The sequence below is a fragment of the Pseudomonas reactans genome (assembly GCF_013385825.1).
GTDB lineage: Bacteria > Pseudomonadota > Gammaproteobacteria > Pseudomonadales > Pseudomonadaceae > Aquipseudomonas > Aquipseudomonas reactans.
Window position 1 is genome coordinate 314,403 of record NZ_JACAPG010000002.1, and the last position, 25,164, is coordinate 339,566.

Here is a 25,164-nt window from a genome sequence, read left to right on the forward strand (position 1 = left end):
CTAGTCACTCCTGGGTTGTTCGACATGAGGTCGAAAATGAAGGGCTGCAGGCGCTTGGAGTGGTGTATCGGCGGCCTGCAGAAACCGCCCGACCAGCGGACGCAGCCTGAGCACTTCCTCGCGGCCCTGGCGCCACACCACCACGTGGGTGGGCTCGATGCGGCGCAACACGCTACCGCCCGGCAGACGCTCACCGGGACGGTAAAACCGCTCAATGTCTGGCCCGGCCAGCAACGCCCGTGATTCGCTGTCGCTGGCGACTACGGTAGCGCGCAGTGTCAAAGGTTCGGCGCTATTCAACACGCCGTCAGGTTCGGTAAAACCCAGCACCGTTGCTATCGCCAGTGTATTGAGCGTGGCCAAGGGCTCGGCCGTCGCCGTCGGAACAGACACCCCGTGCACCACCGCCCCGCCGACCTGGCGAAACTGCCATTCCTGCCATCCCAGCATCAGCCCGTAGCCTACCGGCCACATCAAGACGAGCGCGCGCCGCACCATCGGCCTCATGAGGTACTCACTTGCCGTCCCCTGACCGGGAAAGCCCCATGTTTTTCAGGACCGGGCGCCCACATGACTCATGGACGATAACTGCCCCCACATGCAGGACGACCAGCGCCAACAGCACCATGCAGGCCTGAATATGCACCTGAGTAAACCCGTGAATGGCAACGGGGTCAGCCAGCGGTTGTGCAATCCGCAGGAAATTAAACACATTGATCGGGCGGTCCATCATCAGCACACCGGTCACCAATACAACGCCCAGCACCATATAAATTGATTTATGCACTAACAACGCCATGTAATCGCTCAAAGAGCGTCTTTTACCTCCCGAAGAAAAGCCATGAAAAAAAGAGCTGTACAACCTGAAAATATAGAACGGGATATAAAGCGTCGTCAGTGAAATGTTAAAAAACGCCAACCCATTTTTAATGTTTTTTGCCACGTCGAATACAGCCATATAAAACCCCGACAACAGCGCCCACAAAATAACCACTGTCGACATCCAATGAAGCCACACCTGGCTGCCCGAATAAACCCTGGGTGTTGTCACACTTAAATCCCATTTATAAAAAAACTTCGAAGCACACAGCACTGACAAGTTCTTTCAAACTTGTCAGCCCCTCTTTTACCTATCGTTAGAGCTGGTTCCAAGCCGTTTGCCAATGGTGGCCCACGCCCGGCTCAAAGCCATTGGCCGTCGGCAGGTACTGCTTGCAGTAACCCGACTCCGGGAACGGCTTGCACTCGTAGACCTCGCCGGTTTTGGGGTGCAATACCCGGGTACCGGCTTCGTAGGTCGCCAGACCCGCCGGGAACACGAAGTGATAGTCCTTGGCGCCACCTTCGCCCGTCATATTGACCGCCTGCGTATCCTGGCGGGTGGTTCGGCCATCAACGGTCGTGCCGACCAGCGTCATGTGATGAGTACCTGGCTCGGAACGCACGTCCATTTCGAGCCAGTTGCTGGTGCCCTGAGCCAGCGTTTTCACGCTACCGACGGGTTTGTTGCTGGCATTGAACAAGGTGGCTTCGACGTTCATGTCGCGGTTGGCGATCATGGCAAAGCGCATTGTGTTGCGTCCCTTAGCCAGCACGTACTCCGAGGCCAGCGTCGACAAGCTCATTCGCGCTTGCTCATCCTCGCGCATGTCGAGGGCCAGTTCGTAACGGATCACGCCGCTTTCTTTCTGGGCGAACAGGTTGTTCTGGCCTTTGACGGGGGCGATGCTGCCGTCCTCATCGCGGATACCCGCTTGAATCAAGGCCTGGCTCTTGTTGATCTGTTCCGCCAGCTTGAACGCCCAGTTCTGCGATGCGCCCTCTTCAGCATTTTCGATGCTGATTTCCACGCTGTGCGGCGCGTTTTCGCCAGCGGCGGTAAAGGCACGGGCCTTGACCTTGTCGCCCGGCAGCAACACGGTGGACGGCGCGATGCTGCCGACGTTGCTCCAACCGCCGGGCAACTCCGCACTGGCGACAATGTCGACATCGACCACGTTATGGAACGCGGCGGCGGTGTCACCGACGGTCCAGATGCCGAGGATTACGTGCGAGCCCGTCTTGTCTTGGGGGATCACACAAGCATGCTTGTCGCCGCTGACCGGCAGCACGTTACCACCCTCCTTTGTGCAAAATGGCGTTGTGTCAAAAGACCTACGCTTGAGCGGCTCGTTGGGGTTCCAACCATTACGGGTGATGAAGTACTCATGCTTGGTGGCCGGATGTGCCGCCGTGTACTTCCAGTCGAACGTGATATTGCGATCCTTGATTTCGGTCTTGTACCAGCGTGTGGCCGACTGAGCATCCATGGCCGAGAAAAGCGCGATGCCGCCGCTGGCGATCTTGCCGTCTACCGGCCCCTGCCCCTCTGCGCCACCGGCGCCGGCGGGAAACCCCTTGAACGTCTCGCCCACACTTTGGGGCTCGTACTGTGCGCCACCGCAATTGGTGTTCAACCCTTTTTGACACTGATAGGCGCGTGACGGCGGTTCATTCAAATAACCATGTGCCTGTACGCCTTGGACAGGCACTAACATTGCACTCAACAATGTCAGCGACGATACGCCGGCCCAACGTGAAACAACTCTATCAACCATAAAATTCACACTCACCCAGACAGCCACAAAGAAGCCCATGTCCGATGACATGGCCGATTTTTTCTACAATAGCTCGGGAGGGGAGTATTACAGCAGCGGCCATTAATTAATGTAGGAAAAGTTGAATTATCTTAATTGAAGTTTCCCAGCACTCAACCAACAGACGAGACTGAAAGAACTTTCCCACTTATAAAAATACAACTAAACACTCGACATAAACCCTGCAAGATTCTTAATCTCACACAGCATAGGACAGGCAATACAATAATTACGAAGACAACCAAAAACATCACCCTCTTTATTATTCAAAGAGGGTGATGAAGTTCACGCCGGGGGAAGGAAGGGGTTTATTACTGGTGATATTGAGCCGACAACTCATGCACTGCACGCAGGAACGCACCCGCATGCTCCGGATTCACTTCTGGCGTGATGCCATGGCCCAAGTTGAACACGTGCCCGCTGCCTTTGCCGTAGCTGGCGAGGATGCGGCCAACTTCGGTGCGGATGGCTTCCGGCTTGGCGTACAGCACGGTCGGGTCCATGTTGCCTTGCAGCGCGACGCGGTTGCCCACGCGCTGGCGGGCTTCGCCCAAGTCACACGTCCAGTCCAGGCCGAGTGCATCGGCGCCCGCGTCAGCAATGCTTTCCAGCCACAGGCCGCCACCCTTGGTGAACATGATGACCGGCACTTTGCGGCCTTCGTGTTCGCGGATCAGGCCGCTGACGATTTTGCGCATGTAGGCCAGGGAGAATTCCTGGTACGCCGCCGCGGACAGGTTGCCGCCCCAGGTGTCGAAAATCTGCACGGCTTGCGCGCCGGCCATGATCTGGCCGTTGAGGTAGGAGGTGACCGACTGCGCCAGCTTGTCCAGCAGCAGGTGCATGGCCTGTGGATTGTCGTAGAGCATGGCCTTGGTCTTGCGGAAATCTTTCGACGAACCGCCTTCGACCATGTAGGTGGCCAGGGTCCACGGGCTGCCGGAGAAGCCGATCAGCGGCACGCGGCCGTTAAGCTCGCGGCGGATGGTGCTGACGGCGTCCATTACGTAACCGAGATCTTTGTGCGGATCGGGGATCGGCAAGGCTTCGATATCGGCCAGGGTGCTGACGACTTTCTTGAAACGCGGGCCTTCGCCGGTTTCGAAGTACAGGCCTTGGCCCATGGCGTCAGGGATGGTGAGGATGTCGGAGAAGAGGATAGCCGCGTCCAGTTGTGGGTAGCGGTCCAGCGGCTGCATCGTGACTTCGCAGGCGAACTCCGGGTTCATGCACAGGCTCATGAAGTCGCCGGCGTTGGCGCGACTGGCGCGGTATTCCGGCAGGTAGCGACCGGCCTGGCGCATCATCCACACAGGGGTGACGTCCACGGGTTGCTTGAGCAGGGCACGAAGGAAACGGTCGTTCTTGAGGGCAGTCATGTCGGCATCCGCAAAAAAAGTGCGGGCATTTTCTCAGAGCCAGACGCAAAAGGCACGGAATGCGCCGTGCCTTTTGTCTATCGGGTCAATTTGTCGCGGAGAACGGAGTAACCCCGACCTGTAGGAGCCGGCTTGCCGGCGATGGCGTCCTCAAGATCGCCATCGCCGGCAAGCCGGCTCCTACAGGGGCTGCGGTGATCAGACTTGCAGGTAATCCAGGATGCCTTCGGCGGCATTGCGGCCTTCGAAGATCGCCGTCACCACCAAGTCAGAACCGCGCACCATGTCGCCACCGGCAAAGATCTTCGGGTTGCTGGTCTGGTGCTTGTACTGACCTTGTTCCGGGGCCACGACGCGGCCCTGGCTGTCGGTCTGGATCTGGAACTGTTCGAACCACGGCGCCGGGCTTGGGCGGAAACCGAAGGCGATGACCACGGCGTCAGCCGGGATGATCTCTTCGGAACCCGGGATCGGCTCGGGGCTGCGACGGCCACGGGCGTCCGGTTCGCCGAGACGGGTCTCGACCACCTTCACGCCTTCGACGCGGTCTTCACCAACGATGGCAATCGGCTGGCGGTTGTAGAGGAACCGTACGCCTTCTTCCTTGGCGTTCTTCACCTCTTTGCGCGAGCCGGGCATGTTGGCTTCGTCACGACGATAGGCACAAGTCACCGATTTGGCGCCCTGGCGGATCGAGGTGCGGTTGCAGTCCATCGCGGTGTCGCCACCACCCAGCACCACAACCCTCTTGCCTTTCATGTCGACGAAATCTTCCGGCGACTTTTCAAAGCCCAGGTTGCGATTCACGTTGGCGATCAGGAAGTCCAACGCGTCATAAACGCCCGGCAGATCCTCACCGGCAAAACCGCCCTTCATGTAGGTGTAGGTGCCCATGCCCATGAACACAGCATCGTATTCTTCGAGCAATTGCTCCATGGTCACGTCTTTGCCGATTTCAGTGTTCAAGCGGAACTCGATGCCCATGCCGGTGAACACTTCACGACGGTTGCTCAGGACGGTTTTTTCCAGCTTGAACTCGGGGATACCGAAGGTCAGCAGGCCGCCGATCTCCGGGTTCTTGTCGAACACCACCGGGGTCACGCCGCCGCGCACCAATACGTCGGCGCAGCCCAGGCCGGCAGGACCGGCGCCGATGATGGCGACGCGCTTGCCAGTCGGCTTGACCTTGGACATGTCGGGACGCCAGCCCATGGCGAACGCGGTGTCAGTGATGTACTTCTCCACCGAACCGATGGTCACCGCGCCAAAGCCGTCGTTAAGGGTGCAGGCACCCTCGCACAGACGGTCTTGCGGGCACACCCGGCCGCACACTTCCGGCAGGGTGTTGGTCTGGTGCGACAGTTCGGCAGCGGCGAGGATGTTGCCCTCGGCCACCAGCTTCAGCCAGTTGGGAATGAAGTTGTGCACCGGGCACTTCCATTCGCAATACGGGTTACCGCACCCCAGGCAACGGTGGGCCTGGTCGGCCGAGTGCTGGGGTTTGAAGGGTTCGTAGATTTCCACGAACTCTTTCTTGCGTTGACGCAACAGTTTCTTCTTCGGATCTTTGCGCCCGACATCGATGAACTGGAAGTCGTTATTCAGACGTTCAGCCATGTTAAAACCTCATCAAACTCTTCAGGCGCATATCACTGCGGGTTGGCACGGATGCTGGAAAGCAACGATTTCAGGTTGGCAGCCTTGGGCTTGACCAGCCAGAAACGACGCAGGTAATCATCGAGGTTTTCGGCGAGGTTGCGGCCCCATTCGCTGCCGGTCTCCTCGACGTACTCGTCCAGCACGTGCTGCAAGTGGTTCCGGTAGGACTCCATGGCTTCGCCGCTGATCCGCTGGATCTCGACCAACTCGTGGTTGACCTTGTCGACGAAGGTGTTGTCCTGGTCGAGCACGTAGGCGAAACCGCCGGTCATGCCCGAACCGAAGTTGTAACCGGTCTTGCCCAGTACCGCGACAAAGCCCCCGGTCATGTACTCGCAGCAGTGATCGCCAGTGCCTTCCACCACGGTGTGGGCACCGGAGTTACGCACGGCGAAACGCTCACCGGCGGTGCCGGCGGCGAACAGCTTGCCACCGGTGGCGCCGTACAAGCAGGTGTTGCCGATGATGGCACTGTCCTGGGTCTTGTAGACGCTGCCTTTAGGCGGAACGATCACCAGCTTGCCGCCGGTCATGCCCTTGCCCACGTAGTCGTTGGCGTCGCCTTCCAGGTACATGTGCAGGCCGCCGGCGTTCCACACGCCAAAGCTCTGGCCCGCAGTGCCTTTGAAGCGGAAAGTGATCGGCGCTTTCGCCATGCCCTGGTTGCCGTGCTTGCGTGCGATCTCACCGGAAACCCGTGCGCCGATGGAACGGTCGCAGTTGCAGATATCCAGTTCGAACTCACCACCGCTGGCATCGTTGATCGACGAACCGGCGATTTCCACCATCTTCTCGGCCAGCAGGCCTTTGTCGAAGGGCGGGTTGCGCTCGACGCCGCAGAACTGCGGTTTGTCGGCCGGAATGTGATCGCTGCCCAACAGCGGCGTCAGGTCCAGGTGATGTTGCTTGGCGGTCTGGCCTTCGAGGATTTCCAACAGGTCGGTGCGACCGATCAGCTCTTCAAGAGAACGCACGCCCAGCTTGGCCAGCCACTCACGGGTTTCTTCGGCGACGTAGGTGAAGAAGTTCACCACCATGTCGACGGTGCCAATGTAGTGATCCTTGCGCAGCTTCTCGTTCTGAGTGGCGACGCCGGTGGCACAGTTGTTCAAGTGGCAGATGCGCAGGTATTTGCAGCCCAGGGCGATCATTGGCGCGGTGCCGAAGCCGAAACTTTCGGCGCCGAGGATCGCGGCCTTGATCACATCGAGGCCGGTTTTCAGGCCGCCGTCGGTCTGCACCCGAACCTTGCCGCGCAGGTCGTTGCCGCGCAGGGTCTGGTGGGTTTCAGCCAAGCCGAGTTCCCACGGTGCGCCCGCGTACTTGATGGAGGTCAGCGGTGAAGCGCCGGTGCCGCCGTCGTAGCCGGAGATGGTGATCAGGTCGGCATAGGCCTTGGCCACGCCGGCGGCGATGGTGCCCACGCCAGCTTCTGCTACCAGTTTCACCGAGACCAGGGCCTGCGGGTTGACTTGTTTCAGGTCGAAAATCAGCTGCGACAGGTCTTCGATCGAATAGATGTCGTGGTGCGGCGGCGGCGAAATCAGCGTCACACCCGGCACTGCATAACGCAGCTTGGCGATCAGACCGTTGACCTTGCCACCTGGCAGCTGGCCGCCTTCGCCGGGCTTGGCGCCCTGGGCCACCTTGATCTGCAGCACTTCGGCGTTAACCAGGTATTCCGGGGTTACGCCGAAACGGCCGGTCGCGACCTGCTTGATTTTCGAGCTCTTGATGGTGCCGTAGCGCGCCGGGTCTTCACCGCCTTCGCCGGAGTTGGAACGCGCACCCAGGCGGTTCATGGCTTCGGCCAGAGCTTCGTGAGCCTCAGGCGACAAGGCGCCCAGTGAAATACCGGCGGAGTCGAAGCGCTTGAGGATCGATTCCAGCGGTTCGATTTCGCTGATGTCCAACGCGGTGTCCAGGGTCTTCACCTTGAACAGGTCGCGGATCATCGACACCGGGCGGTTATCCACCAGCGAGGTGTATTCCTTGAACTTGGCGTAGTCGCCCTGCTGCACGGCGGCTTGCAGGGTGTTGACCACGTCCGGGTTGTACGCGTGGTATTCGCCACCGTGCACGAACTTGAGCAGGCCGCCTTGCTGGATCGGCTTGCGCGCACTCCAGGCTTCGGCTGCCAGGGCTTTTTGCTCGGCTTCGATGTCGACGAAACGCGCGCCCTTGATACGGCTTGGCACGCCACGGAAGCTCAAATCGCAGACTTCTTCGGACAGGCCGATGGCTTCGAACAATTGAGCGCCGCGATAGGACGTGACGGTGGAGATACCCATCTTCGACAGGATCTTCAGCAAGCCCTTGGTGATGCCCTTACGGTAGTTCTTGAACACCTCATAGAGGTCGCCCAGCACTTCACCGGTACGGATCAGGTCACCCAGCACTTCGTACGCGAGGAACGGGTAAACCGCCGAGGCGCCGAAACCGATCAGCACCGCAAAGTGATGCGGGTCGCGAGCGGTGGCGGTTTCCACGAGGATGTTGGAGTCGCAACGCAGGCCTTTTTCGGTCAGTCGGTGGTGCACCGCGCCGGTCGCCAGCGAGGCATGGATCGGCAGCTTGCCCGGCGCAATGTGGCGGTCGGTCAGCACGATCTGGGTACGACCGGCGCGCACGGCTTCTTCGGCCTGGTCGGCGACGTTACGCACAGCGGCTTCAAGGCCGAGGCTCTCGTCGTAGTTCAGATCGATGATCTGGCGGTCGAAGCCTGGACGATCCAGGGTCATCAACGAACGCCACTTGGCCGGGGAAATAACCGGCGAGCTGAGGATCACACGGGAAGCGTGCTCAGGCGACTCCTGGAAGATGTTGCGCTCGGCACCGAGGCACACTTCCAGGGACATCACGATGGCTTCGCGCAGCGGGTCGATCGGTGGGTTGGTCACCTGGGCGAACTGCTGGCGGAAGTAGTCGTACGGCGTGCGCACGCGCTGGGACAGTACGGCCATCGGCGTGTCATCGCCCATGGAGCCGACCGCCTCGTAGCCTTGCTCGCCGAGCGGACGCAGCACCTGGTCGCGCTCTTCGAACGTGACCTGATACATCTTCATGTATTGCTTGAGCTGGTCGACGTCGTAGAACGCCGAACCGTGGTCGTTGTCTTCCATGGTCGCCTGGATGCGCAGGGCGTTCTTGCGCAGCCATTGCTTGTACGGGTGACGTGACTTCAGGCGGTTGTCGATGGCGTCGGTATCGAGGATCTGCCCGGTTTCGGTGTCGACGGCGAGGATCTGGCCAGGGCCAACGCGGCCTTTGGCAATCACGTCTTCAGGCTGGTAGTTCCACACGCCGATTTCCGACGCGAGGGTGATGAAGCCGTTGGTGGTGGTGACCCAACGCGCCGGGCGCAGACCGTTACGGTCGAGCAGGCACACCGCGTAGCGACCGTCGGTCATGACCACGCCGGCCGGACCGTCCCACGGCTCCATGTGCATCGAGTTGTACTCGTAGAATGCACGCAGGTCCGGGTCCATGGTTTCGACGTTCTGCCACGCTGGCGGAATGATCATGCGCACGCCACGGAACAGGTCGATGCCGCCGGTGACCATCAGTTCGAGCATGTTGTCCATGCTGGAGGAGTCGGAGCCCACGCGGTTGACCAGCGGGCCGAGCTCTTCCAGGTCCATCAAGTCGTTGGCGAACTTGGTGCGACGGGCCACGGCCCAGTTGCGGTTGCCAGTGATGGTGTTGATCTCGCCGTTGTGGGCGAGGAAGCGGAATGGCTGGGCCAGCGGCCATTTCGGCAGGGTGTTGGTGGAGAAGCGCTGGTGGAACACGCAGATTGCGGTTTGCAGGCGCTCATCGCTCAGGTCTGGATAGAAGGCGGTGAGGTCCGCCGGCATCATCAGGCCTTTATAAATGATGGTCTTGTGGGAAAAGCTGCAGATGTAGTGGTCGGTGTCGGCGGCATTGGACACCGACGAACGACGACGCGAGGTGAACAGCTTGATCGCCATGTCCTGGTCGCTCAGGCCTTCGCCGGCGATGAACACTTGTTCGATCTGCGGCAGGCGCTCGTTGGCCAGGCGGCCAAGTACGCTGGTGTCGATCGGCACTTTGCGCCAGCCGACAAGTTGCAGGCCGGCGGCCAGGATCTCGCGGTTCATGTTCTCGCGAGCGGCTTCGGCTTTGACCGGGTCCTGGTTGAAAAACACCATGCCCACGGCGTACTGCTTGGGCAGGTCGACCGCAAATTGCTCTTTTGCGACAGCGCGCAGGAACCGGTCGGGCTTTTGAATCAGCAAGCCGCAACCGTCACCGGTCTTGCCGTCGGCGTTGATCCCACCGCGGTGGGTCATGCAGGTCAGGGCCTCGATGGCCGTTTGCAAAAGGGTATGACTGGGCTCGCCCTGCATATGGGCTATCAGGCCGAAACCGCAGTTATCCTTGAATTCATCGGGTTGGTACAGACCTGCTTTCATAGACACTTTCTCACCAGGCTGCCTCTTATATCGAGGCAAATTTCTTTTCAATTCAACCGGTTACCTTCCACGCCGAACGTACGCCGGCTTAGCGGGGGCAAAAGGGAGGTCATTGTACACACCGACACAGACGCTCACAAATTTAGCGACGAAATGTCGCAAATCTATGTCGCATTTATGAAAGGTTTAAAGCGATATGCTGTGCTAGTCAAAACTTTTTTAATTCTGACCGCTACGACTCAAAAGCTACTGTGACGCAGACACCACAAAGCGCGCGGTCTCTAGAGACTGCACGCACTTGCGGTTATTTTTTGAGGTGCCGGGAGGGCGGCCTGGGTAAGGCCGCCGGATCTTCAGCGAGTTGTTGCGAGTTCTTGTTGAACGCTGGCAACAGTGCGAGGCCAAGGTTTACCAGCCTGGACCTTCGCTGGCAAGGTTTTGATCGCAGAATCGGCGGCTGCACGGCTGGAGAAGTTGCCGTAGGTGATCACGTAGAGAGGCTTGCCGTTGAGCACTTTCTTGAAATAACGGTACTCGCCGCCCTGCTCTTTCACGAACGCCTGGGCGTTGGCTTCGGAGCTGGTGCCGAGAATCTGCACGACGAAGTTGCCGGTCGGCTGGCTGGCGTACCAGCTGCTGCCAGCGGCGCCGGCTTTGGCAACGGTGGCGGCCGGCTTTTCAGCAGGCTTGGCGGCCGGAGCCGGAGCTGGCTTGGCAGCAGGCGCTGCGACAACCGGTTTGGTCACTGGCGCTGGCTTGGCGGTGGCGACAGTCGGTGCCGGGGTCGGCTTGGCAACTGCAGCCGGCTGACCGGCTGGCACGCCCACAGGCGGGGCAGTGGTGGTCACGGTTGGTGGAGTGGCGCTGGAGCCTTCCACCGGCACGCCGTCGTCGCCTTCGGAGATCCCACCGGCCTCTTCGGCAAGCGGACCACGCATCACCGGTTGGCCGACCATCGGCAGGTTGGTCGGCTGGCCGGAGTTGGCGAACTCGACGTTTGGCGTGGGTTTGCCCAGTGGCAACTGCGCCTGTTCGGTTGGCGCGCCGGCCGTGGTCGGTGCCTTGCTGCGGCCTGGGATCAACCAGGCGGCGGCGACAGCGACCACGACAACGGCGGAAATAGCCAATACGTGTTTCTTAGGCATAGTGAACCCCATCTTTGGACGCTTGACCGCAGTGCGGCTGGCAATCATGGCTTCGATCATGGCATCGCGGGCAACCTGGTTGATGGTGCCAGGCCAGCCGTCGGAGCTTTCGTGAATATCAGAGATCTGCTGAGCGGAGAAAAGTTCGATACCGGCCCCTGCGCCTTCCAGGCGTTGAGCCAAGTATTCGCGGGTTTCTTCCTCTTCGTACGGCTGCAATTCGATGACGTGAAACAGCTCTTGATCACCGCTGATCTGCTCCAGCTCGGCGATCAGCGACGACTCACCAAACAGGAACACATGCGGGCGACCTTCCGGCGTACCGGCTGCCAGCGCCAGCAGCGCTTCCAGGGCGGATTCGTCGAGCTGCTCGGCGTCATCCACCAGCAGGTAGACTTCCTGGCCGGTCAGGCCCAGTTGCACCACTTGCTTGAGGATCGCATTCGGCTCGGCAGTGGCCACGTCCAGCGCCTGGGCGACCTGGCGCAGCACGCCTGCGGCATCACCGGCACCGCGGGCCGATACCACCACACTCTGTACCGACTGCTTGTTGGTACTGGCCACCAGGGCCTGGCGCAGCAAGGTCTTGCCACTGCCCAGCGGGCCGGTCACGACTAGCAGCAGTTGGCTGTAGCGCGCGAGGTGGTGCAGTTGGCCGAGCACTGGCTTGCGCTGGGCCGGGAAAAATTTGAAGCCAGGCACCCGTGGAGCAAAAGGGTCGTGGCTTAACTGGTAATGGCCGAGGAACGCCTCGTCGGCATGCAAACTAGTCATCGGGATCTTATTAACCTTTAAGCTGGGCCAGGGCGCGGTAATCCGCTCCCAGCGTGGCCTGTAAAATCTCTTTCGGATAATCGTCGGTCACCACCGCTTCGCCCATATGGCGCAGCAGCACCAGTCGCAGTCGACCGTCGATCACTTTCTTGTCTATCGCCATATGTTCGAGGAAATCCGCCTCGGTCATCTCCTCCGGCGGAATGACCGGCAAGCCAGCGCGCTGGAACAGGAGGATGCCACGATCACGCTCCTGGGCGCTGATCCAGCCCAGGCGCTGCGACATCTCCAATGCCATCACCGTGCCAGCCGCTACGGCTTCCCCATGCAACCACACACCATAGCCCATGTGGGTTTCGATCGCATGGCCGAACGTGTGGCCCAGGTTCAGGGTGGCCCGTACACCGGACTCCCGTTCGTCGGCATTCACCACCAGCGCCTTGGCGGCGCAGGAGCGGGAAATCGCCTCGGTGAGTGCCAATTGGTCGAGGTTGCGCAGGGCATCCACGTGCTCTTCCAGCCAGGTCAGGAACGGCTCGTCGCAGATCAACCCGTACTTGATGACTTCCGCCAGGCCCGCCGACAGCTCGCGCGGCGGCAAGGTATTGAGGGTCGCGGTGTCGATCAGCACGGCTTGGGGCTGGTAGAACGCGCCGACCATGTTCTTGCCCAGCGGGTGGTTGATGCCGGTCTTGCCGCCCACCGACGAATCGACCTGAGACAACAGGGTGGTCGGCACTTGGATAAAGTCCACGCCACGCTGGTAACAGGCCGCCGCAAAGCCGGCCATGTCGCCGATCACACCGCCGCCCAGGGCGATCACGGTGGTGCGGCGGTCATGACGTGCGGTGAGCAGGCCATCGAAGATCAGTTGCAGGGTTTCCCAGTTCTTGTGGGCTTCGCCGTCGGGCAGGATCACGGAGATCACCGAATAGGCCGACAGACTGCGGCTCAGACGCTCAAGATACAGCGGCGCGACCGTTTCGTTGGAGATGATCGCCACTTGCCGCCCGGCAATATGCGGTGCGAGCAACTCGGGCTGGTCCAGCAGACCTTCGCCAATATGGATCGGGTAGCTGCGCTCGCCTAGATCGACCTTAAGTGTCTGCATGTGTCCCCGCGTTAGAGATGGTGTGACGACCGATGACGTCACGTTCTGACGTCACCTGATGGCTCTACGCCACACCCCACAGGGTGATAGCGCGCCGCCGAGAATAGCGCATTTCGAGCCGGGCTTTAACGGGGTGGCAGCCGTTGCAGGCGCTCAAGAATGTCGAGGACCACCATCCGAGGTGGCCGCTCATCGGTTTCTACCACCAGATCGGCGATTTCCCGATACAGCGGATCGCGCAGCGTGAGCAGGTCCCGCAGGGTTTTCTCCGGGTTGGCTGTGCGCAGCAACGGACGATTGCGATCGCGGGCGGTGCGGCCCACCTGCTGCTCGACCGAGGCATGCAGATAGACCACCCGACCACCGGCATGCAGCGCGCGGCGGTTTTCTTCGCGCATCACTGCGCCGCCGCCGGTGGCCAATACCACGCCGTCGAGGCCGCACAACTCGGCGATCATCGCCTGCTCGCGGTCACGAAAGCCCAGTTCGCCTTCCTTATCGAAGATCCATGGGATATTGGCACCCGTGCGCAATTCAATTTCCTTGTCGGAATCTTTGAACGGCAGGCGCAGCTCTTTGGCCAGCAAACGGCCGATGGTGCTTTTTCCAGCGCCCATCGGTCCTACAAGAATCAAATTTCGCACAGAATCAACGACTCACAGCAATCGCCTGGTTATTCATAATACGCGGAGTCAGGAATACCAGCAGCTCGGATTTTTTCTCCGCCAGCACATCGCGCCGGAAAAGGCGGCCAAGATACGGCACATCGCCCAAAAATGGCACTTTATCTACCACTTTGCTTTGGGTATTGGAGAAAACCCCGCCGATAACGATGGTCTCGCCATCCTTGACCAACACCTTGGCGTTGACCTCGTTCTTCTTGATCGGCGGCACGTCGTTGAGTTTGTTCAGGTAGTCGGGCTCGTCCTTGGTGACCTTGACCTCCATGATCACGTGGCCGTCGGGGGTGATTTGCGGGGTGACCTCCAGGGACAGCGAGGCCTCCTTGAACGACACCGAGGTGGCACCGCTGGAGCTGGATTCCTGGTAGGGGATCTCGGTGCCCTTGAGGATGCGTGCGGTTTCCTTGTCGGACGTGACCACCTTGGGTTGCGAGACGATTTCGCCGTTGCCGGTTTTCTCCATGGCAGTGAGCTCCAGGTCCAGCAGCAGGTTGTCGGTGATGTAGGCGATGCCCAGGCCCGAGGTGCCTGTGAGTGATCCCAAGTCCACAAAGGGTGAACTGGATGGGTTTTCCGGCGGTTCCGCGCCTTCAGGCTGAGGTTTCGGAATGCCTCCCGCGCCCCAGTTGCCGCGATTGAGCCGCCCACCCCAGCGCGCGCCCAGGCTTTTGTCGTAATCGACATTGGCCTCGACGATCCGCGCCTCGATCATCACCTGACGCACCGGAATATCCAGTTGCGCCACGATCCGCCGCAGTTCCTCCAACCGCTCCCCGGTCTGGTAGGCGATGATGTTGTTGGTGCGATCATCCACCGCCACCGAACCCCGTTCATCCGTCACGCCTTCAAGGCCGGTGACAGACTGGAACAACTTGGCCAAGTCCGCCGCCTTGGCGTAATTGACTTGCAGCAGCTCCCGGCGCAACGGCGCCAACTCGGCCATCTGTTTGCGCGATTCCAGCGTGAGCAGCTCACGCGCGGCCAGCTCCTCGGCCGGCGCTACCAGCAACACGCCGGCCCTTAGCCGCTTATCCAAGCCCTTGGATTGCAGCACCAGGTCCAGGGCCTGATCCCAGGGCACCTCCTTGAGGCGCAGAGTGATCGAGCCCTGCACATCGTCACTGGCAACCAGGTTGAGTCCCGCCACATCGGCAATTTGTTGCAATGCCGTACGCAACTCGATGCTCTGGAAGTTGAGGGTGAGCTTGTCGCCTGTGTAGGCGCTCAGTGTGCCGACGCCGGGAGGCGGCAAATGGATCAGATCCATACGATTGGGCACAGCAGCAGCCATCGGTGCCGTGAACGCTATCCATAGCGCCACACCGAAGGACGAGAAAGTCCTTTTCATTGTTTGATTCCGTTATGAGTTGATGTTTAACAACAGGGTTCGCGGGCGTTCCAGCCATGCCCCCTGACCATCGGGAAACAGTTCGACCAGTTCTATGGCGCGCTCATGGATGACCGTGACCCGCCCATGGTCCGGCCCTAGGTAGTCCCCGACCGCCAGGCGATGCACCTTGGAGGCAGCACGTAGCAGGGCAAAAACCTGCCCGCCGCGGGACAGCGTGCCGACCATTTCGAACTGGCCCACCGCGAGGCTCTCCAGAACGCCACGTGGCCGTGAGAGGTCCGGCGCAGGTGCCGGTCGCCCCTTCAGAGGGTCAACCTGTACCGCGTACAGCTGAAATGGATCACGCACCCCGGACGAGTCGTAGACAAAAGGCTGCCTCTGTACAGCTCGCCCACCGCCCTGCGCATGCCAGTAAGTCTTGGCCAACAGGTCAAGGCGTAACAGCCCGCCATCACGCCGCAGGGCCAAATCGTGCACCGTGGCGATGCGCGACAGGCTGCCCAGGCCCGTCAGGAACATGGCCAGGTCGTGATAAGCGCCCATGACGCCGACTTGCACGGGTTGTTCGCGAAAGAACGGTCGAGACTGCTCATCCAATGGCGTGACACTCTCGACCAGCAAGCCATTGGCCAGTGCCAGAGACGCGATGTCTTCCAACAAGCCAGGCATTCCGGACTCGCCAGGCAACGCCCGCAACAGTTCATCGACCTTCGCTTGCATCCGTTGAAGCTGTTGCGTGCGCGCTTCAAGGCTGACAGCCTGGCCAGCCTTGTGCGCGATTTGCTGTTGCAGGGCCACTTCCCGCGCCTCGACCTGACGCAACCGCTCCCGCGAAGGGCTCAGGTACACAAGGTCGCCCACCACAAACACCACGCCCGCCAGCGCACAGCCCAACAGGGCCTTGCCAGTCAGGGGCCATTTTGCAGCGTTGTGAGTGAGTGCGGAAAGATTGAGCCTTGGCAGGCTCAAGGTTGAGCCTCGGAGGACTCTCCCTGACGCACCATCAGCTGGAATTCATTGTTGCCGCGCGCGCCATCCGTTCGCACATGTTGCAACCGCGTGGAATGGGCACCTTCCGCCGCTTCCAGGCGGCGCATCAATTGGGCGATGTCCTGGCTGGACTCAGCGCTGCCGCTGATACTCACCGTATCGCCCTTGGCCACCACTTCATGCAGGTGCACGCCGTCGGGTACCGCCCGTGCCAGTTGGTCCAACAACTGAGCACCGGACGAGCGGGCATCATGCAGGTCTTGCACGACCTTCATGCGTTGCGCCAGTTGCTGGCTTTGCTCCTGCAGATCATCGATGGTCCTGATGCTTGAATCCAGGCGGGCGACTTCCTTGCCCAAATGGTCATTGCGGGTCACTTGACGATCGATGGCCTGGTCGATGACCTGGTCCGCCAGCCACACGGCCGCGAGCGCCGCGCAGGCGAACGCTAGCAAGCACGCCAGCAAGTACTTGCGGCGCCGTTCTGCCAGCGCCTGGCGCCAAGGCAGTAAGTTGATTCGTGTCTTCAAGCGAAACTCCTCAGGGCCAACCCGCAAGCAATTCCCATCCCCTGGGCATCCACGGCCCATTGTGCACCATCGACGCGATGGCTCGGCGTGAAGCTGGCGAAATCCTGACGGCAAGCGCGCGCCAATGCAAACGCTTCGATATCGATCACCTTCGGCACCAGCCCCGCCAAGGACAAAACCGCCTCACGGGCGTCAACGTGTTCCTTCAAGCATGCGGCCAGCAATACCTCGACCCGATTCGGATCCAGGGCCGTCGGCCCGCGCACTTGAAAGTCGATAGCCACGTCATCCAGCGGATAGGGAATGTACTGGTCCGCCTCCATTTGGATCATCCAGGTCATCTCATCGTCTGAGAGCCCAGCGTCCATTTCGATCATCCGGGTGATCACCGAGGGCCCGGCCACGGCAGCTACAGCACCACGAACCGATGTCGACAACCGCAACCACGCGCTGCGCAGGGCGCGCCCTACGCCCTCAAGATCAAGGAGTGTGCCGTCGACTACCGCTTGCGCCGGCAGTGTCTGCGTCACGTAGCCCTGAACGGTGTAGCCTGAAGCTGAACGGCCGAGTTCGATCAAGCGAACGGCCGTGTCATTGATGTCGACACCCAGCAAGGTGCCGGCTTTTCCCGTGAAAAATCCCTTTCCCATAAAACTCCCTAAAGCTTTACCTGTCATACCGCCTGATTGCCGCTGGGCGCCATGCATTCGGTCGACTTGTTGAACAGGTGCGAATGACGTCCCAAGTCGAAAAATGCTTTAATGCCCAGCGTTTTTTTCCGCTTTTTATCTGCCGCTCGGGTCGATCCATCGTTTGCCATGCATGCCCCGACGCCTAACTCATTCTTTTCTCTGGAAATCCAAAAGCCTTGATTCGTCTGCTGAAGTTTTTCGGGTACTCCATTGTCGCCATCGTTTGCGGGCTGCTGCTCGTGCTCAGCGGGGCCTACCTCTACCTTAGTCCGGGTTTGCCCTCGGTAGAGGCCCTCAGAAGTATCCAGTTGCAGATTCCTTTGCGGGTCTACAGCAGCGATGAAAAACTGATCGCGGAGTTCGGCGAAATGCGCCGCACACCGATCCGTTTTGCCGATATTCCACCCAATTTCATCAGCGCCCTGCTGTCGGCCGAAGACGATAATTTTGCCAACCACTATGGCGTCGACCCCAGCAGCCTGGTGCGTGCGGCGACACAGCTGGTAAAAAGCGGACACATTCAGTCCGGCGGCAGCACCATCACCATGCAGGTGGCGAAGAACTTCTTCCTTACCAGCGAGCGCAGCTTCTCGCGTAAAGCCACCGAGATCCTCCTGGCGCTGCAGATCGAACGCCAGCTGACCAAGGACGAGATCCTTGAGCTGTACGTCAACAAGATCTACCTGGGCAACCGTGCCTACGGGATCGAGGCGGCTTCACAGGTCTACTACGGCAAGTCCATCCGTGACGCCAGCCTGGCGCAGATGGCCATGATTGCCGGCCTGCCCAAAGCCCCTTCACGCTTCAACCCACTGGCCAACCCGGCGCGCAGCAAAGAACGCCGCGACTGGATCCTGGGCCGCATGTACAAGCTGGGCAAGATCGACCAGGCCGCTTACGAAAGCGCCATCGCCGAACCGCTGAACGCCAGCTACCACGTGCCGACGCCCGAAGTGAACGCGCCTTATATTGCTGAAATGGCGCGCGCCGAGATGGTCGGCCGCTATGGCAGCGAGGCCTACACCGAAGGTTTCCGGGTGACCACCACGGTGCCAAGCAACCTGCAGGAAATCGCCAATGACTCGGTGCATTCCGGCTTGATCACCTACGACCAGCGCCACGGCTATCGCGGCCCTGAGTCGCGGCTACCGGGCAAGACCCTGAGCGCGTGGACCACCGAGCTGGGCAAGCAACGCGCAATCAGCGGGCTGGAACCGGCCATCGTCACCCAGGTGAAGAAAGATGGCGTACAGGTGCTGACCCGCACCGGCGAAGCCCATGTGGCATGGGACAGCATGAAATGGGCACGCCCGTTCCTGAACACCAATAGCATGGGCGCGCTGCCCAAGCAGCCGTCTGACGTAGCCCAGGTGGGTGACTTGATCCGCGTGCAACGCCAGAAGGACGACAGCCTCAAGTTCAGCCAAGTGCCGCTGGCCCAAGGTGCCCTGGTGTCCCTGGACCCGCAGAATGGTGCAATCCGCGCCCTGGTCGGCGGCTTCGCCTTCGAGCAGAGCAACTACAACCGCGCCACCCAGGCCAAGCGCCAGCCGGGTTCGAGCTTCAAGCCGTTCATCTACAGCGCTGCCTTGGATAACGGCTACACCGCCGCCAGCCTGGTCAACGATGCGCCGATCGTGTTTGTCGACGAGTACCTGGACAAGGTGTGGCGCCCGAAGAACGACACCAACACCTTCCTCGGCCCGATCCGTATCCGCGAAGCGCTGTACAAGTCGCGTAACCTGGTATCGATCCGCTTGCTGCAGGCCATGGGCGTCGGCAAGACCATCGACTACATGACGCGCTTTGGCTTCGCCAAGTCGGACCTGCCGCCGAACCTGTCCTTGGCGCTGGGCACCGCAACGCTGACGCCGATGGAGATTGCCACCGGCTGGAGCACCTTCGCCAACGGTGGCTACAAGATCTCGCCGTACCTGATCGACAAGATTGAAAGCCGCAACGGCGACAACCTGTTTACTGCCAACCCGCCACGCGTTCCGGGGGATGTGGTCAACGGCGTGGCGGCGACTGATGGCCTGGCAGCACCGAGCAATGGCGGCATCACCATTGAGCCGACTCCAGGTACCACACCTGCCACCAATACTGCTGCAACCGAGCCGCAGGCGCCCGCCGTGGCCGAGCGCATCGTGGATGGCCGTACCACCTACATCCTCAACAGCATCCTGGAAGACGTGATCAAGAAAGGCACCGGCCGCCGCGCCCTGGCCCTGGGTCGCCCGGATATTGCGGGCAAGACCGGTACCACCAACGAATCCAAGGATGCCTGGTTCTCCGGCTATAACGCTGATTACGTGACCACCGTGTGGACCGGCTATGACCAGCCGGAAAGCCTGGGTCGCCGCGAGTTTGGTGGCACTGTCGCGCTGCCGATCTGGATGAGCTACATGGGCGCCGCCCTGAAGGACAAGCCGCCGCACACCCAGCCGGAGCCGGAAGGCATTCTCAGCTTGCGCATCGACCCGGTGAGTGGCCGTGCAGCGTCGCCAAGCACGCCGAATGCGTATTTCGAACTGTTCAAGAGCGAAGACACGCCGCCGTCGGTCAACGAGCTGGGCAATGGCGTTGTGCCAGGCAGTCCGCTGCCGGCGGATGAGGCAGCACCGATCGACCTGTTCTAACCTCGCCCCTCGCGGGCACGATCGAAACTGTAGGAGCCGGCTTGCCGGCGATGGCTATGTCTAAATCACCGCAGAGCTTAAGGGCCTTATCGCCGGCAAGCCGGCTCCTACAGTGGATCGCGGCAAGCAACAAAAATCAGGCACAAAAAAGCCCCGACTCGCAAGAGCCGGGGCTTTTTGTTGGTGCGCTACAACGGCTTAGCCGTTGAACACATCATCCACGCTTTGCAGCGGGTAGTGCTTCGGATACGGCAGGGTAGCAACGCCGGTCTCGATAGCGGCTTTGGCCACGGCATCGGAGATCAGGGTGATCAGGCGCTTGTCCATTGGTTTCGGAATGATGTACTCACGACCGAACTCCAGCTTGATACCACCGTAGGCGTCGCACACTTCCTGAGGTACCGGCAGCTTGGCCAGTTCACGCAGGGCGTTGGCGGCAGCCACTTTCATCTCTTCGTTGATGCGCTTGGCGCGAACGTCCAGGGCACCACGGAAGATGAACGGGAAGCCCAGTACGTTGTTGACCTGGTTCGGGTAGTCCGAACGGCCGGTCGCCATGATCACGTCGCTACGGGTGGCGTGCGCCAGTTCCGGAGAGATTTCTGGATCAGGGTTGGAGCAGGCGAACACGATCGGGTTGGCCGCCATGGATTTGAGGCCTTCGGCGCTCAGCAGGTTCGGGCCGGACAGGCCGACGAACACGTCTGCACCGTCGAGGGCGTCAGCCAGGGTGCGCTTGTCGGTCGCGTGAGCGAACATCGCTTTGTACTGGTTCAGGTCGGTACGCTCGGACTGGACCACGCCCTTGCTGTCGACCATGAAGATGTTTTCCAGCTTGGCGCCCATGCTCACCAGCAACTTCATGCAGGAGATGGCCGCAGCGCCGGCGCCCAGGCAGACGATCTGTGCGTCAGCCAGAGTTTTGCCCGCGATTTCCAGGGCGTTGATCATGCCGGCCGCGGTAACGATCGCGGTGCCGTGCTGGTCATCGTGGAATACCGGAATGTCGCACTGTTCGATCAGGGCCTTTTCGATCTCGAAGCACTCAGGTGCCTTGATGTCTTCCAGGTTGATGCCACCGAAGGTGATGGAAATGCGCTTGACCGTGTCGATGAAAGCCTGCGGGCTTTCGGAGTCGACTTCGATGTCGAAAACGTCGATGCCGGCAAAGCGCTTGAACAGCACGCCTTTACCTTCCATGACTGGCTTGGAAGCCAATGGGCCGAGGTTGCCCAGGCCCAGAATCGCGGTGCCATCGGAAATCACTGCAACCAGGTTGCCTTTGCCGGTGTACTTGTACGCCAGTTCAGGGTCGCGGGCGATTTCACGTACGGGCTCGGCAACACCAGGGCTGTAGGCCAGCGACAGGTCGCGAGCGGTGGCAGTGGCTTTGGTGAGCTCTACACTCAGCTTTCCTGGACGAGGATGGGCATGATATTCGAGAGCGGCAGTTTTCAAATCAGACATATCGGCATTCCGCTTTTACTGTTGGTCGACGGACCGCCGAGGATACGCGTGTCGCAAAGTCCCTACAAGACTGGGCAGTCACAGGTGTCAAGGGCCCTGCGCTACGACTTTCGGCCAAGAGCCACGGGATACAAGGGCTCAACTGTTCACAATCAATTAAAAAAATGTCTACAATTTTTTTCTTAATCCATCGATTTGAGCATGCTGGGGTCGGTCACTGGCAGCATCCAGCGTGCCTGGCCGTTTTTCAGCCCGCCGCGCTTGGCGCGATCCAGCACCCACCCACGGGCCTCGATTGTCTTGCCTTGCAGACCACTGAGCATTGCAGAATCGAATTGTTTGACGAGGTCGGGCGCAATGCGCAATACCACTGCCCCCTGAACTTCGATCCAGATTCCGCCGCGATTGCGTTCGATCTTGCTCACCTGGCCACTGACCAGAGCAAAGCCAGACTGCTTGAGCTGCGCCACGTTTTGTACCGGCGATTGCCGCCAAAGGCCCAACCGCCCATCACGTGCGCTGTTTTCAGCGGCCTGCTGACAGGCGACAAGATCGGTATTGGGCGCAACTCCAACGTGAAACCCCAGGCCGTCAGCCAGCAATTGCGCCTCAAGGTTCTCGCCGTCCGCGCCGTAGAGGTGGGCCAACGTGCGGCCGTAGCGGTCCTTGCTCTCGCGCCCAGGCACCAAGCCGACGCGGCCGTCGCTCGCGTCGACCAATGCCTGTAAACGCTGGCGGGCGGCAACCGCGTAAGGCTCGTCGGGGCGGCCTTTCTTACCGGTTTCCGGGGCATTGAGGCCGATCATCCGCACACTGCGGCCGTCCTTGAGGCGCACCGTGTCGCCATCCACCACGCGCTGCACCTCCACGCGGGCCAACGTGGTCGGCGCGGGGCAGAACCCCTGGGCCTGGGCAACCGAGAGCCAAATTCCAGGCACAAAAAAGGCGCCCACGAGGGACGCCTTTTTCATCAGCATGGAAAAACCGTAACGGCCTCCCAAGTTGATCGGCCTTAGGCCTTTTTGGCACCGAAAGCACCGAAACGGTCAGCAAAGCGCTGTACACGGCCGCCGGTGTCCAGAGTTTTCTGCTTACCGGTGTAGAACGGGTGGCACTCGTTGCATACGTCAGTACCCAGTGGCTTGCACAGGTTCGAACGGGTTTCGAACTTGTTGCCGCAGCTGCAGGTGACTTCGATGGTTTCGTACGCTGGATGGATATCGGCTTTCATGGCACTTCCTCGGGCTAGCGTGCCGCCACTCGACACTATTGTCGAATACCGCACGTAATTAGGCCGCGGATTCTACCAGACCTTTTTAATCGCGCAAGCCGCGTATCCGGCGGAAAACCTCCTTTCATCAGAAAACCGTGGCATACCCAAGCCCTCCCCTGTCTGCTAGGCTCCCGCCCCTGCGCCACCGCCTGCCTTTATATGAGACTCCCCGCGTGCCCGACGCCATTTTGCGCCTAGCCCTGCCCTCGCCCCTGCGCCGCCTGTTCGATTACCGGGCCCCGGCCGGCGTGCTGCGGGCGCAGTTGCAACCCGGCATGCGCGTGAGGGTGCCCTTTGGTCGACGGGAAATGATCGGCATATTGGTAGAGGTCGCCGATCACAGCGAAGTCCCTGCGGAAAAACTCAAGCCCGCGCTGGCCATGCTCGACGCCACCCCGCCACTGCCGCCGGCTTTGTTCAAGCTGTGCCTTTGGACCGCCCAGTACTATCAGCACAGCCTTGGCGACACGTTGAGCTGGGCGCTGCCGGTACTGTTGCGCCAGGGCGAACTGGCCGAAGCGCGTCAGGAGCGTTTCTGGTCGATGACACCCGGCGCGCGTCTCGACGACCCGCGCATCGCCCGCGCGCCGCGCCAGCGTGAAGCCCTGGCGACACTGGCCCAGCATCCCCATGGCGTGGCGCATCAGCTATTAAGCAAGCTGATGCTGAGCAAAGACAGCCTCGACCTGTTGCTCGCCAAGGGCCTGGTGCAGGTGGAAATCCGCAAGCACGCCCCCGATGCCCGCCACGAACACTGGCTGGCCCAACCGGAATTGCCGCTGAACCCCGAGCAGCGCGCGGCCTATGAAGCGATTCGCGCAGGTTTCGACAGTTTTCATGCCTTCCTGCTGGCCGGCGTCACCGGCAGCGGCAAGACCGAAGTCTACCTGCAGTTGATCCGCGAGACCCTGCAGGCCGGCAAACAGGCGCTGGTGCTGATCCCCGAGATCAACCTGGGCCCGCAGACCCTGGCGCGCTTCGAACAGCGCTTCAATGCGCGCATCGCCCTGGTGCACTCCGCAGTCAACGACCGTGAGCGCCTGGAATCCTGGCTGGCCGCACGGGATGGCGAGGCCGACATTATTATCGGCACCCGCTCGGCGCTGTTCACCCCGATGAAAAACCCTGGGCTGATCATCATCGACGAGGAGCACGACGGTTCCTATAAACAGCAGGAAGGATTGCGTTACCACGCCCGCGACCTGGCACTGGTGCGTGCACGCCAGGAAGACATCCCGATTGTGCTGGGTTCGGCCACGCCATCCCTGGAGAGCTTGCACAACGCCTACACCGGGCGTTACGGCCTCCTGCGCCTCAACGAGCGTGCCGGCGGCGCCAAGCAGCCAAAATTCCTGCGCCTGGACGTCAAAAGCCGTCCATTGGACAGCGGTATTTCCGGGCCGATGCAACAAGCCATCGGCCAGACCCTCGCCGCCGGTCAACAGGTCTTGGTGTTTCTCAACCGCCGTGGCTTTGCACCGACGTTGTTGTGCCACGACTGCGGCTGGATGTCCGAGTGCGAGCGCTGCGATGCCCGCATGACTGTGCACCAGCGCTACGGCGAACTGCGCTGCCATCACTGCGGCCATGTGGAACGCGTACCGCGGCACTGCCCGCAGTGCGGCAAAGTCGACCTGCGACCGGTGGGCGCCGGCACCGAACGGGCTGAAGAGCGCCTGGGCATTCTGTTCCCCGATTACCCGGTTTTGCGGGTCGACCGCGACAGCACCTCGCGCAAGGACGCGATGAACCAACTGTTCGCGACCATCCAGAAAGGCCACCCATGCATCCTGATCGGCACGCAGATGCTTGCCAAGGGGCACCACTTTCCACGGGTGACATTGGTGTCGATCCTGGATGCCGACGGCGGGCTATTTTCTGGGGATTTTCGCGCCAGCGAGCGCATGGCGCAGTTGATCGTTCAGGTTGCTGGCCGTGCAGGGCGTGCCGAAGAGCCCGGCCGAGTGATCATCCAGACTCATCTGGCCGACCATCCGTTGCTGATCCAACTGACCGAACAAGGCTACTTTGCCTTCGCCGAACAGGCGCTGAGCGAGCGTCGTGCCGCCGGCCTGCCGCCTTTTTCTCATTTGGCCCTGTTGCGCGCCGAAGCCCACAAACCGGGGCAGGCCGAAGGTTTCCTGGATGAAGCCTGCAGCGCCGCCGAACGTTTACTCGGCGAACTGGGTCTGAGCGGCATCGAGCTGCTCGGCCCGGTACCCGCCCCCATGGAGCGCCGCGCCGGGCGTTATCGTGCTCAGCTACTCTTGCAGGCAACCTCGCGCGCACCGCTGCATCGGCTATTAAGTAGCTGGTTGCTTGCCCTGGAGCAAATGCCTAGCGGCCGGCAAGTGCGATGGTCATTGGATGTAGACCCGGTAGATTTGTATTAAGCCTGG

The 25,164-nt window shown here is 60.8% G+C and carries 17 protein-coding genes and 1 pseudogene; 2 read left to right on the forward strand and 16 right to left on the reverse strand.

All coding sequences use genetic code 11. The features are described 5' to 3' along the window. The 13 genes and pseudogenes from HX868_RS01440 to pilM form a co-directional block, all read right to left on the reverse strand. Positions 1-498: a type II secretion system protein N gene (locus HX868_RS01440; protein ID WP_425504210.1), complete on the reverse strand. Its 498-nt coding sequence runs from the start codon at positions 496-498 to the stop codon at positions 1-3. Between the two features lie 16 nt (positions 499-514). Next, positions 515-1,093 carry a cytochrome b/b6 domain-containing protein gene (locus tag HX868_RS01445; RefSeq protein WP_343047954.1) on the reverse strand — a complete coding sequence of 193 codons (579 nt, stop codon included), beginning with the start codon at positions 1,091-1,093 and terminating at the stop codon, positions 515-517. Positions 1,094-1,136: 43 nt separating this feature from the next. After that, positions 1,137-2,597: an N-acetylglucosamine-binding protein GbpA gene (gene gbpA, locus HX868_RS01450; RefSeq protein WP_177001677.1), complete on the reverse strand. Its 1,461-nt coding sequence runs from the start codon at positions 2,595-2,597 to the stop codon at positions 1,137-1,139. Between the two features lie 350 nt (positions 2,598-2,947). Next, positions 2,948-4,015, reverse strand: coding sequence for a uroporphyrinogen decarboxylase (gene hemE, locus HX868_RS01455; protein ID WP_177001678.1), 1,068 nt, complete (start codon positions 4,013-4,015; stop codon positions 2,948-2,950). A 198-nt stretch (positions 4,016-4,213) separates the two neighbouring features. After that, positions 4,214-5,632, reverse strand: coding sequence for an FAD-dependent oxidoreductase (locus tag HX868_RS01460; protein WP_177001679.1), 1,419 nt, complete (start codon positions 5,630-5,632; stop codon positions 4,214-4,216). Between the two features lie 32 nt (positions 5,633-5,664). Next, positions 5,665-10,110 (reverse strand): glutamate synthase large subunit, encoded by a 4,446-nt coding sequence (gene gltB / locus HX868_RS01465; RefSeq protein WP_177001680.1) that lies wholly within the window; start codon positions 10,108-10,110, stop codon positions 5,665-5,667. 353 nt (positions 10,111-10,463) lie between these two features. Further along, entirely contained in the window at positions 10,464-12,029 is a 1,566-nt protein-coding gene (locus HX868_RS01470) for an SPOR domain-containing protein (RefSeq protein ID WP_177001681.1), read from the reverse strand. 10 nt (positions 12,030-12,039) lie between these two features. Beyond that, positions 12,040-13,140, reverse strand: a complete 1,101-nt coding sequence (aroB, locus tag HX868_RS01475; protein WP_177001682.1) for a 3-dehydroquinate synthase — start codon at positions 13,138-13,140, stop codon at positions 12,040-12,042. Positions 13,141-13,265: 125 nt separating this feature from the next. Next, a complete protein-coding gene (gene aroK / locus HX868_RS01480; RefSeq protein WP_016979191.1) occupies positions 13,266-13,784 on the reverse strand; it encodes a shikimate kinase AroK in 519 nt (172 codons plus the stop codon). A 4-nt stretch (positions 13,785-13,788) separates the two neighbouring features. Beyond that, positions 13,789-15,045, reverse strand: a pseudogene (locus HX868_RS01485) (type IV pilus secretin PilQ); the annotation flags it as partial. A 138-nt stretch (positions 15,046-15,183) separates the two neighbouring features. Beyond that, positions 15,184-16,143, reverse strand: coding sequence for a pilus assembly protein PilP (locus tag HX868_RS01490; RefSeq protein WP_177001683.1), 960 nt, complete (start codon positions 16,141-16,143; stop codon positions 15,184-15,186). Beyond that, a complete protein-coding gene (locus HX868_RS01495) occupies positions 16,140-16,694 on the reverse strand; it encodes a PilN domain-containing protein (protein ID WP_095014387.1) in 555 nt (184 codons plus the stop codon). The genes HX868_RS01490 and HX868_RS01495 overlap by 4 nt, the downstream gene beginning before the upstream one ends. Next, positions 16,691-17,344: a type IV pilus biogenesis protein PilM gene (gene pilM / locus HX868_RS01500; protein WP_177001684.1), complete on the reverse strand. Its 654-nt coding sequence runs from the start codon at positions 17,342-17,344 to the stop codon at positions 16,691-16,693. Before pilM ends, HX868_RS01495 begins: the two co-directional genes overlap by 4 nt. Positions 17,345-17,565: 221 nt before the next feature. Here pilM and HX868_RS01505 point away from each other — a divergent pair, with 221 nt between their 5' ends. Then, on the forward strand, positions 17,566-20,025 hold the full coding sequence (locus HX868_RS01505; protein WP_425504211.1) for a penicillin-binding protein 1A: 2,460 nt from the start codon (positions 17,566-17,568) through the stop codon (positions 20,023-20,025). Positions 20,026-20,223: 198 nt separating this feature from the next. Here HX868_RS01505 and HX868_RS01510 read toward each other — a convergent pair whose 3' ends face one another. The 3 genes from HX868_RS01510 to rpmE form a co-directional block, all read right to left on the reverse strand. Continuing rightward, positions 20,224-21,492 carry a malic enzyme-like NAD(P)-binding protein gene (locus HX868_RS01510; RefSeq protein WP_016979185.1) on the reverse strand — a complete coding sequence of 423 codons (1,269 nt, stop codon included), beginning with the start codon at positions 21,490-21,492 and terminating at the stop codon, positions 20,224-20,226. A gap of 182 nt (positions 21,493-21,674) precedes the next feature. Beyond that, the gene (locus HX868_RS01515; RefSeq protein WP_177001686.1) at positions 21,675-22,469 is read right to left on the reverse strand and encodes a thermonuclease family protein; all 795 of its coding nucleotides are present in this window, start codon (positions 22,467-22,469) and stop codon (positions 21,675-21,677) included. Positions 22,470-22,504: 35 nt separating this feature from the next. Next, complete coding sequence (gene rpmE / locus HX868_RS01520) at positions 22,505-22,723, reverse strand: 50S ribosomal protein L31 (protein ID WP_010213765.1); 219 nt, start codon at positions 22,721-22,723, stop codon at positions 22,505-22,507. A gap of 215 nt (positions 22,724-22,938) precedes the next feature. Between rpmE and HX868_RS01525 the strand changes: the two genes are divergently transcribed. Continuing rightward, the gene (locus tag HX868_RS01525; RefSeq protein WP_028615415.1) at positions 22,939-25,158 is read left to right on the forward strand and encodes a primosomal protein N'; all 2,220 of its coding nucleotides are present in this window, start codon (positions 22,939-22,941) and stop codon (positions 25,156-25,158) included. Positions 25,159-25,164 lie beyond the last annotated feature (6 nt).

Excerpts from the sequence above, each read along its gene's own strand:
- HX868_RS01440 (WP_425504210.1), bottom strand. The coding sequence starts at position 498 with ATGGTGCGGCGCGCGCTCGTCTTGATGTGGCCGGTAGGCTACGGGCTG.
- gbpA (WP_177001677.1), bottom strand. The coding sequence starts at position 2,597 with ATGGTTGATAGAGTTGTTTCACGTTGGGCCGGCGTATCGTCGCTGACA.
- hemE (WP_177001678.1), bottom strand. The coding sequence starts at position 4,015 with ATGACTGCCCTCAAGAACGACCGTTTCCTTCGTGCCCTGCTCAAGCAA.
- HX868_RS01460 (WP_177001679.1), bottom strand. The coding sequence starts at position 5,632 with ATGGCTGAACGTCTGAATAACGACTTCCAGTTCATCGATGTCGGGCGC.
- gltB (WP_177001680.1), bottom strand. The coding sequence starts at position 10,110 with ATGAAAGCAGGTCTGTACCAACCCGATGAATTCAAGGATAACTGCGGT.
- HX868_RS01470 (WP_177001681.1), bottom strand. The coding sequence starts at position 12,029 with ATGACTAGTTTGCATGCCGACGAGGCGTTCCTCGGCCATTACCAGTTA.
- aroB (WP_177001682.1), bottom strand. The coding sequence starts at position 13,140 with ATGCAGACACTTAAGGTCGATCTAGGCGAGCGCAGCTACCCGATCCAT.
- pilM (WP_177001684.1), bottom strand. The coding sequence starts at position 17,344 with ATGGGAAAGGGATTTTTCACGGGAAAAGCCGGCACCTTGCTGGGTGTC.
- HX868_RS01510 (WP_016979185.1), bottom strand. The coding sequence starts at position 21,492 with ATGTCTGATTTGAAAACTGCCGCTCTCGAATATCATGCCCATCCTCGT.
- HX868_RS01515 (WP_177001686.1), bottom strand. The coding sequence starts at position 22,469 with ATGCTGATGAAAAAGGCGTCCCTCGTGGGCGCCTTTTTTGTGCCTGGA.
- rpmE (WP_010213765.1), bottom strand. The coding sequence starts at position 22,723 with ATGAAAGCCGATATCCATCCAGCGTACGAAACCATCGAAGTCACCTGC.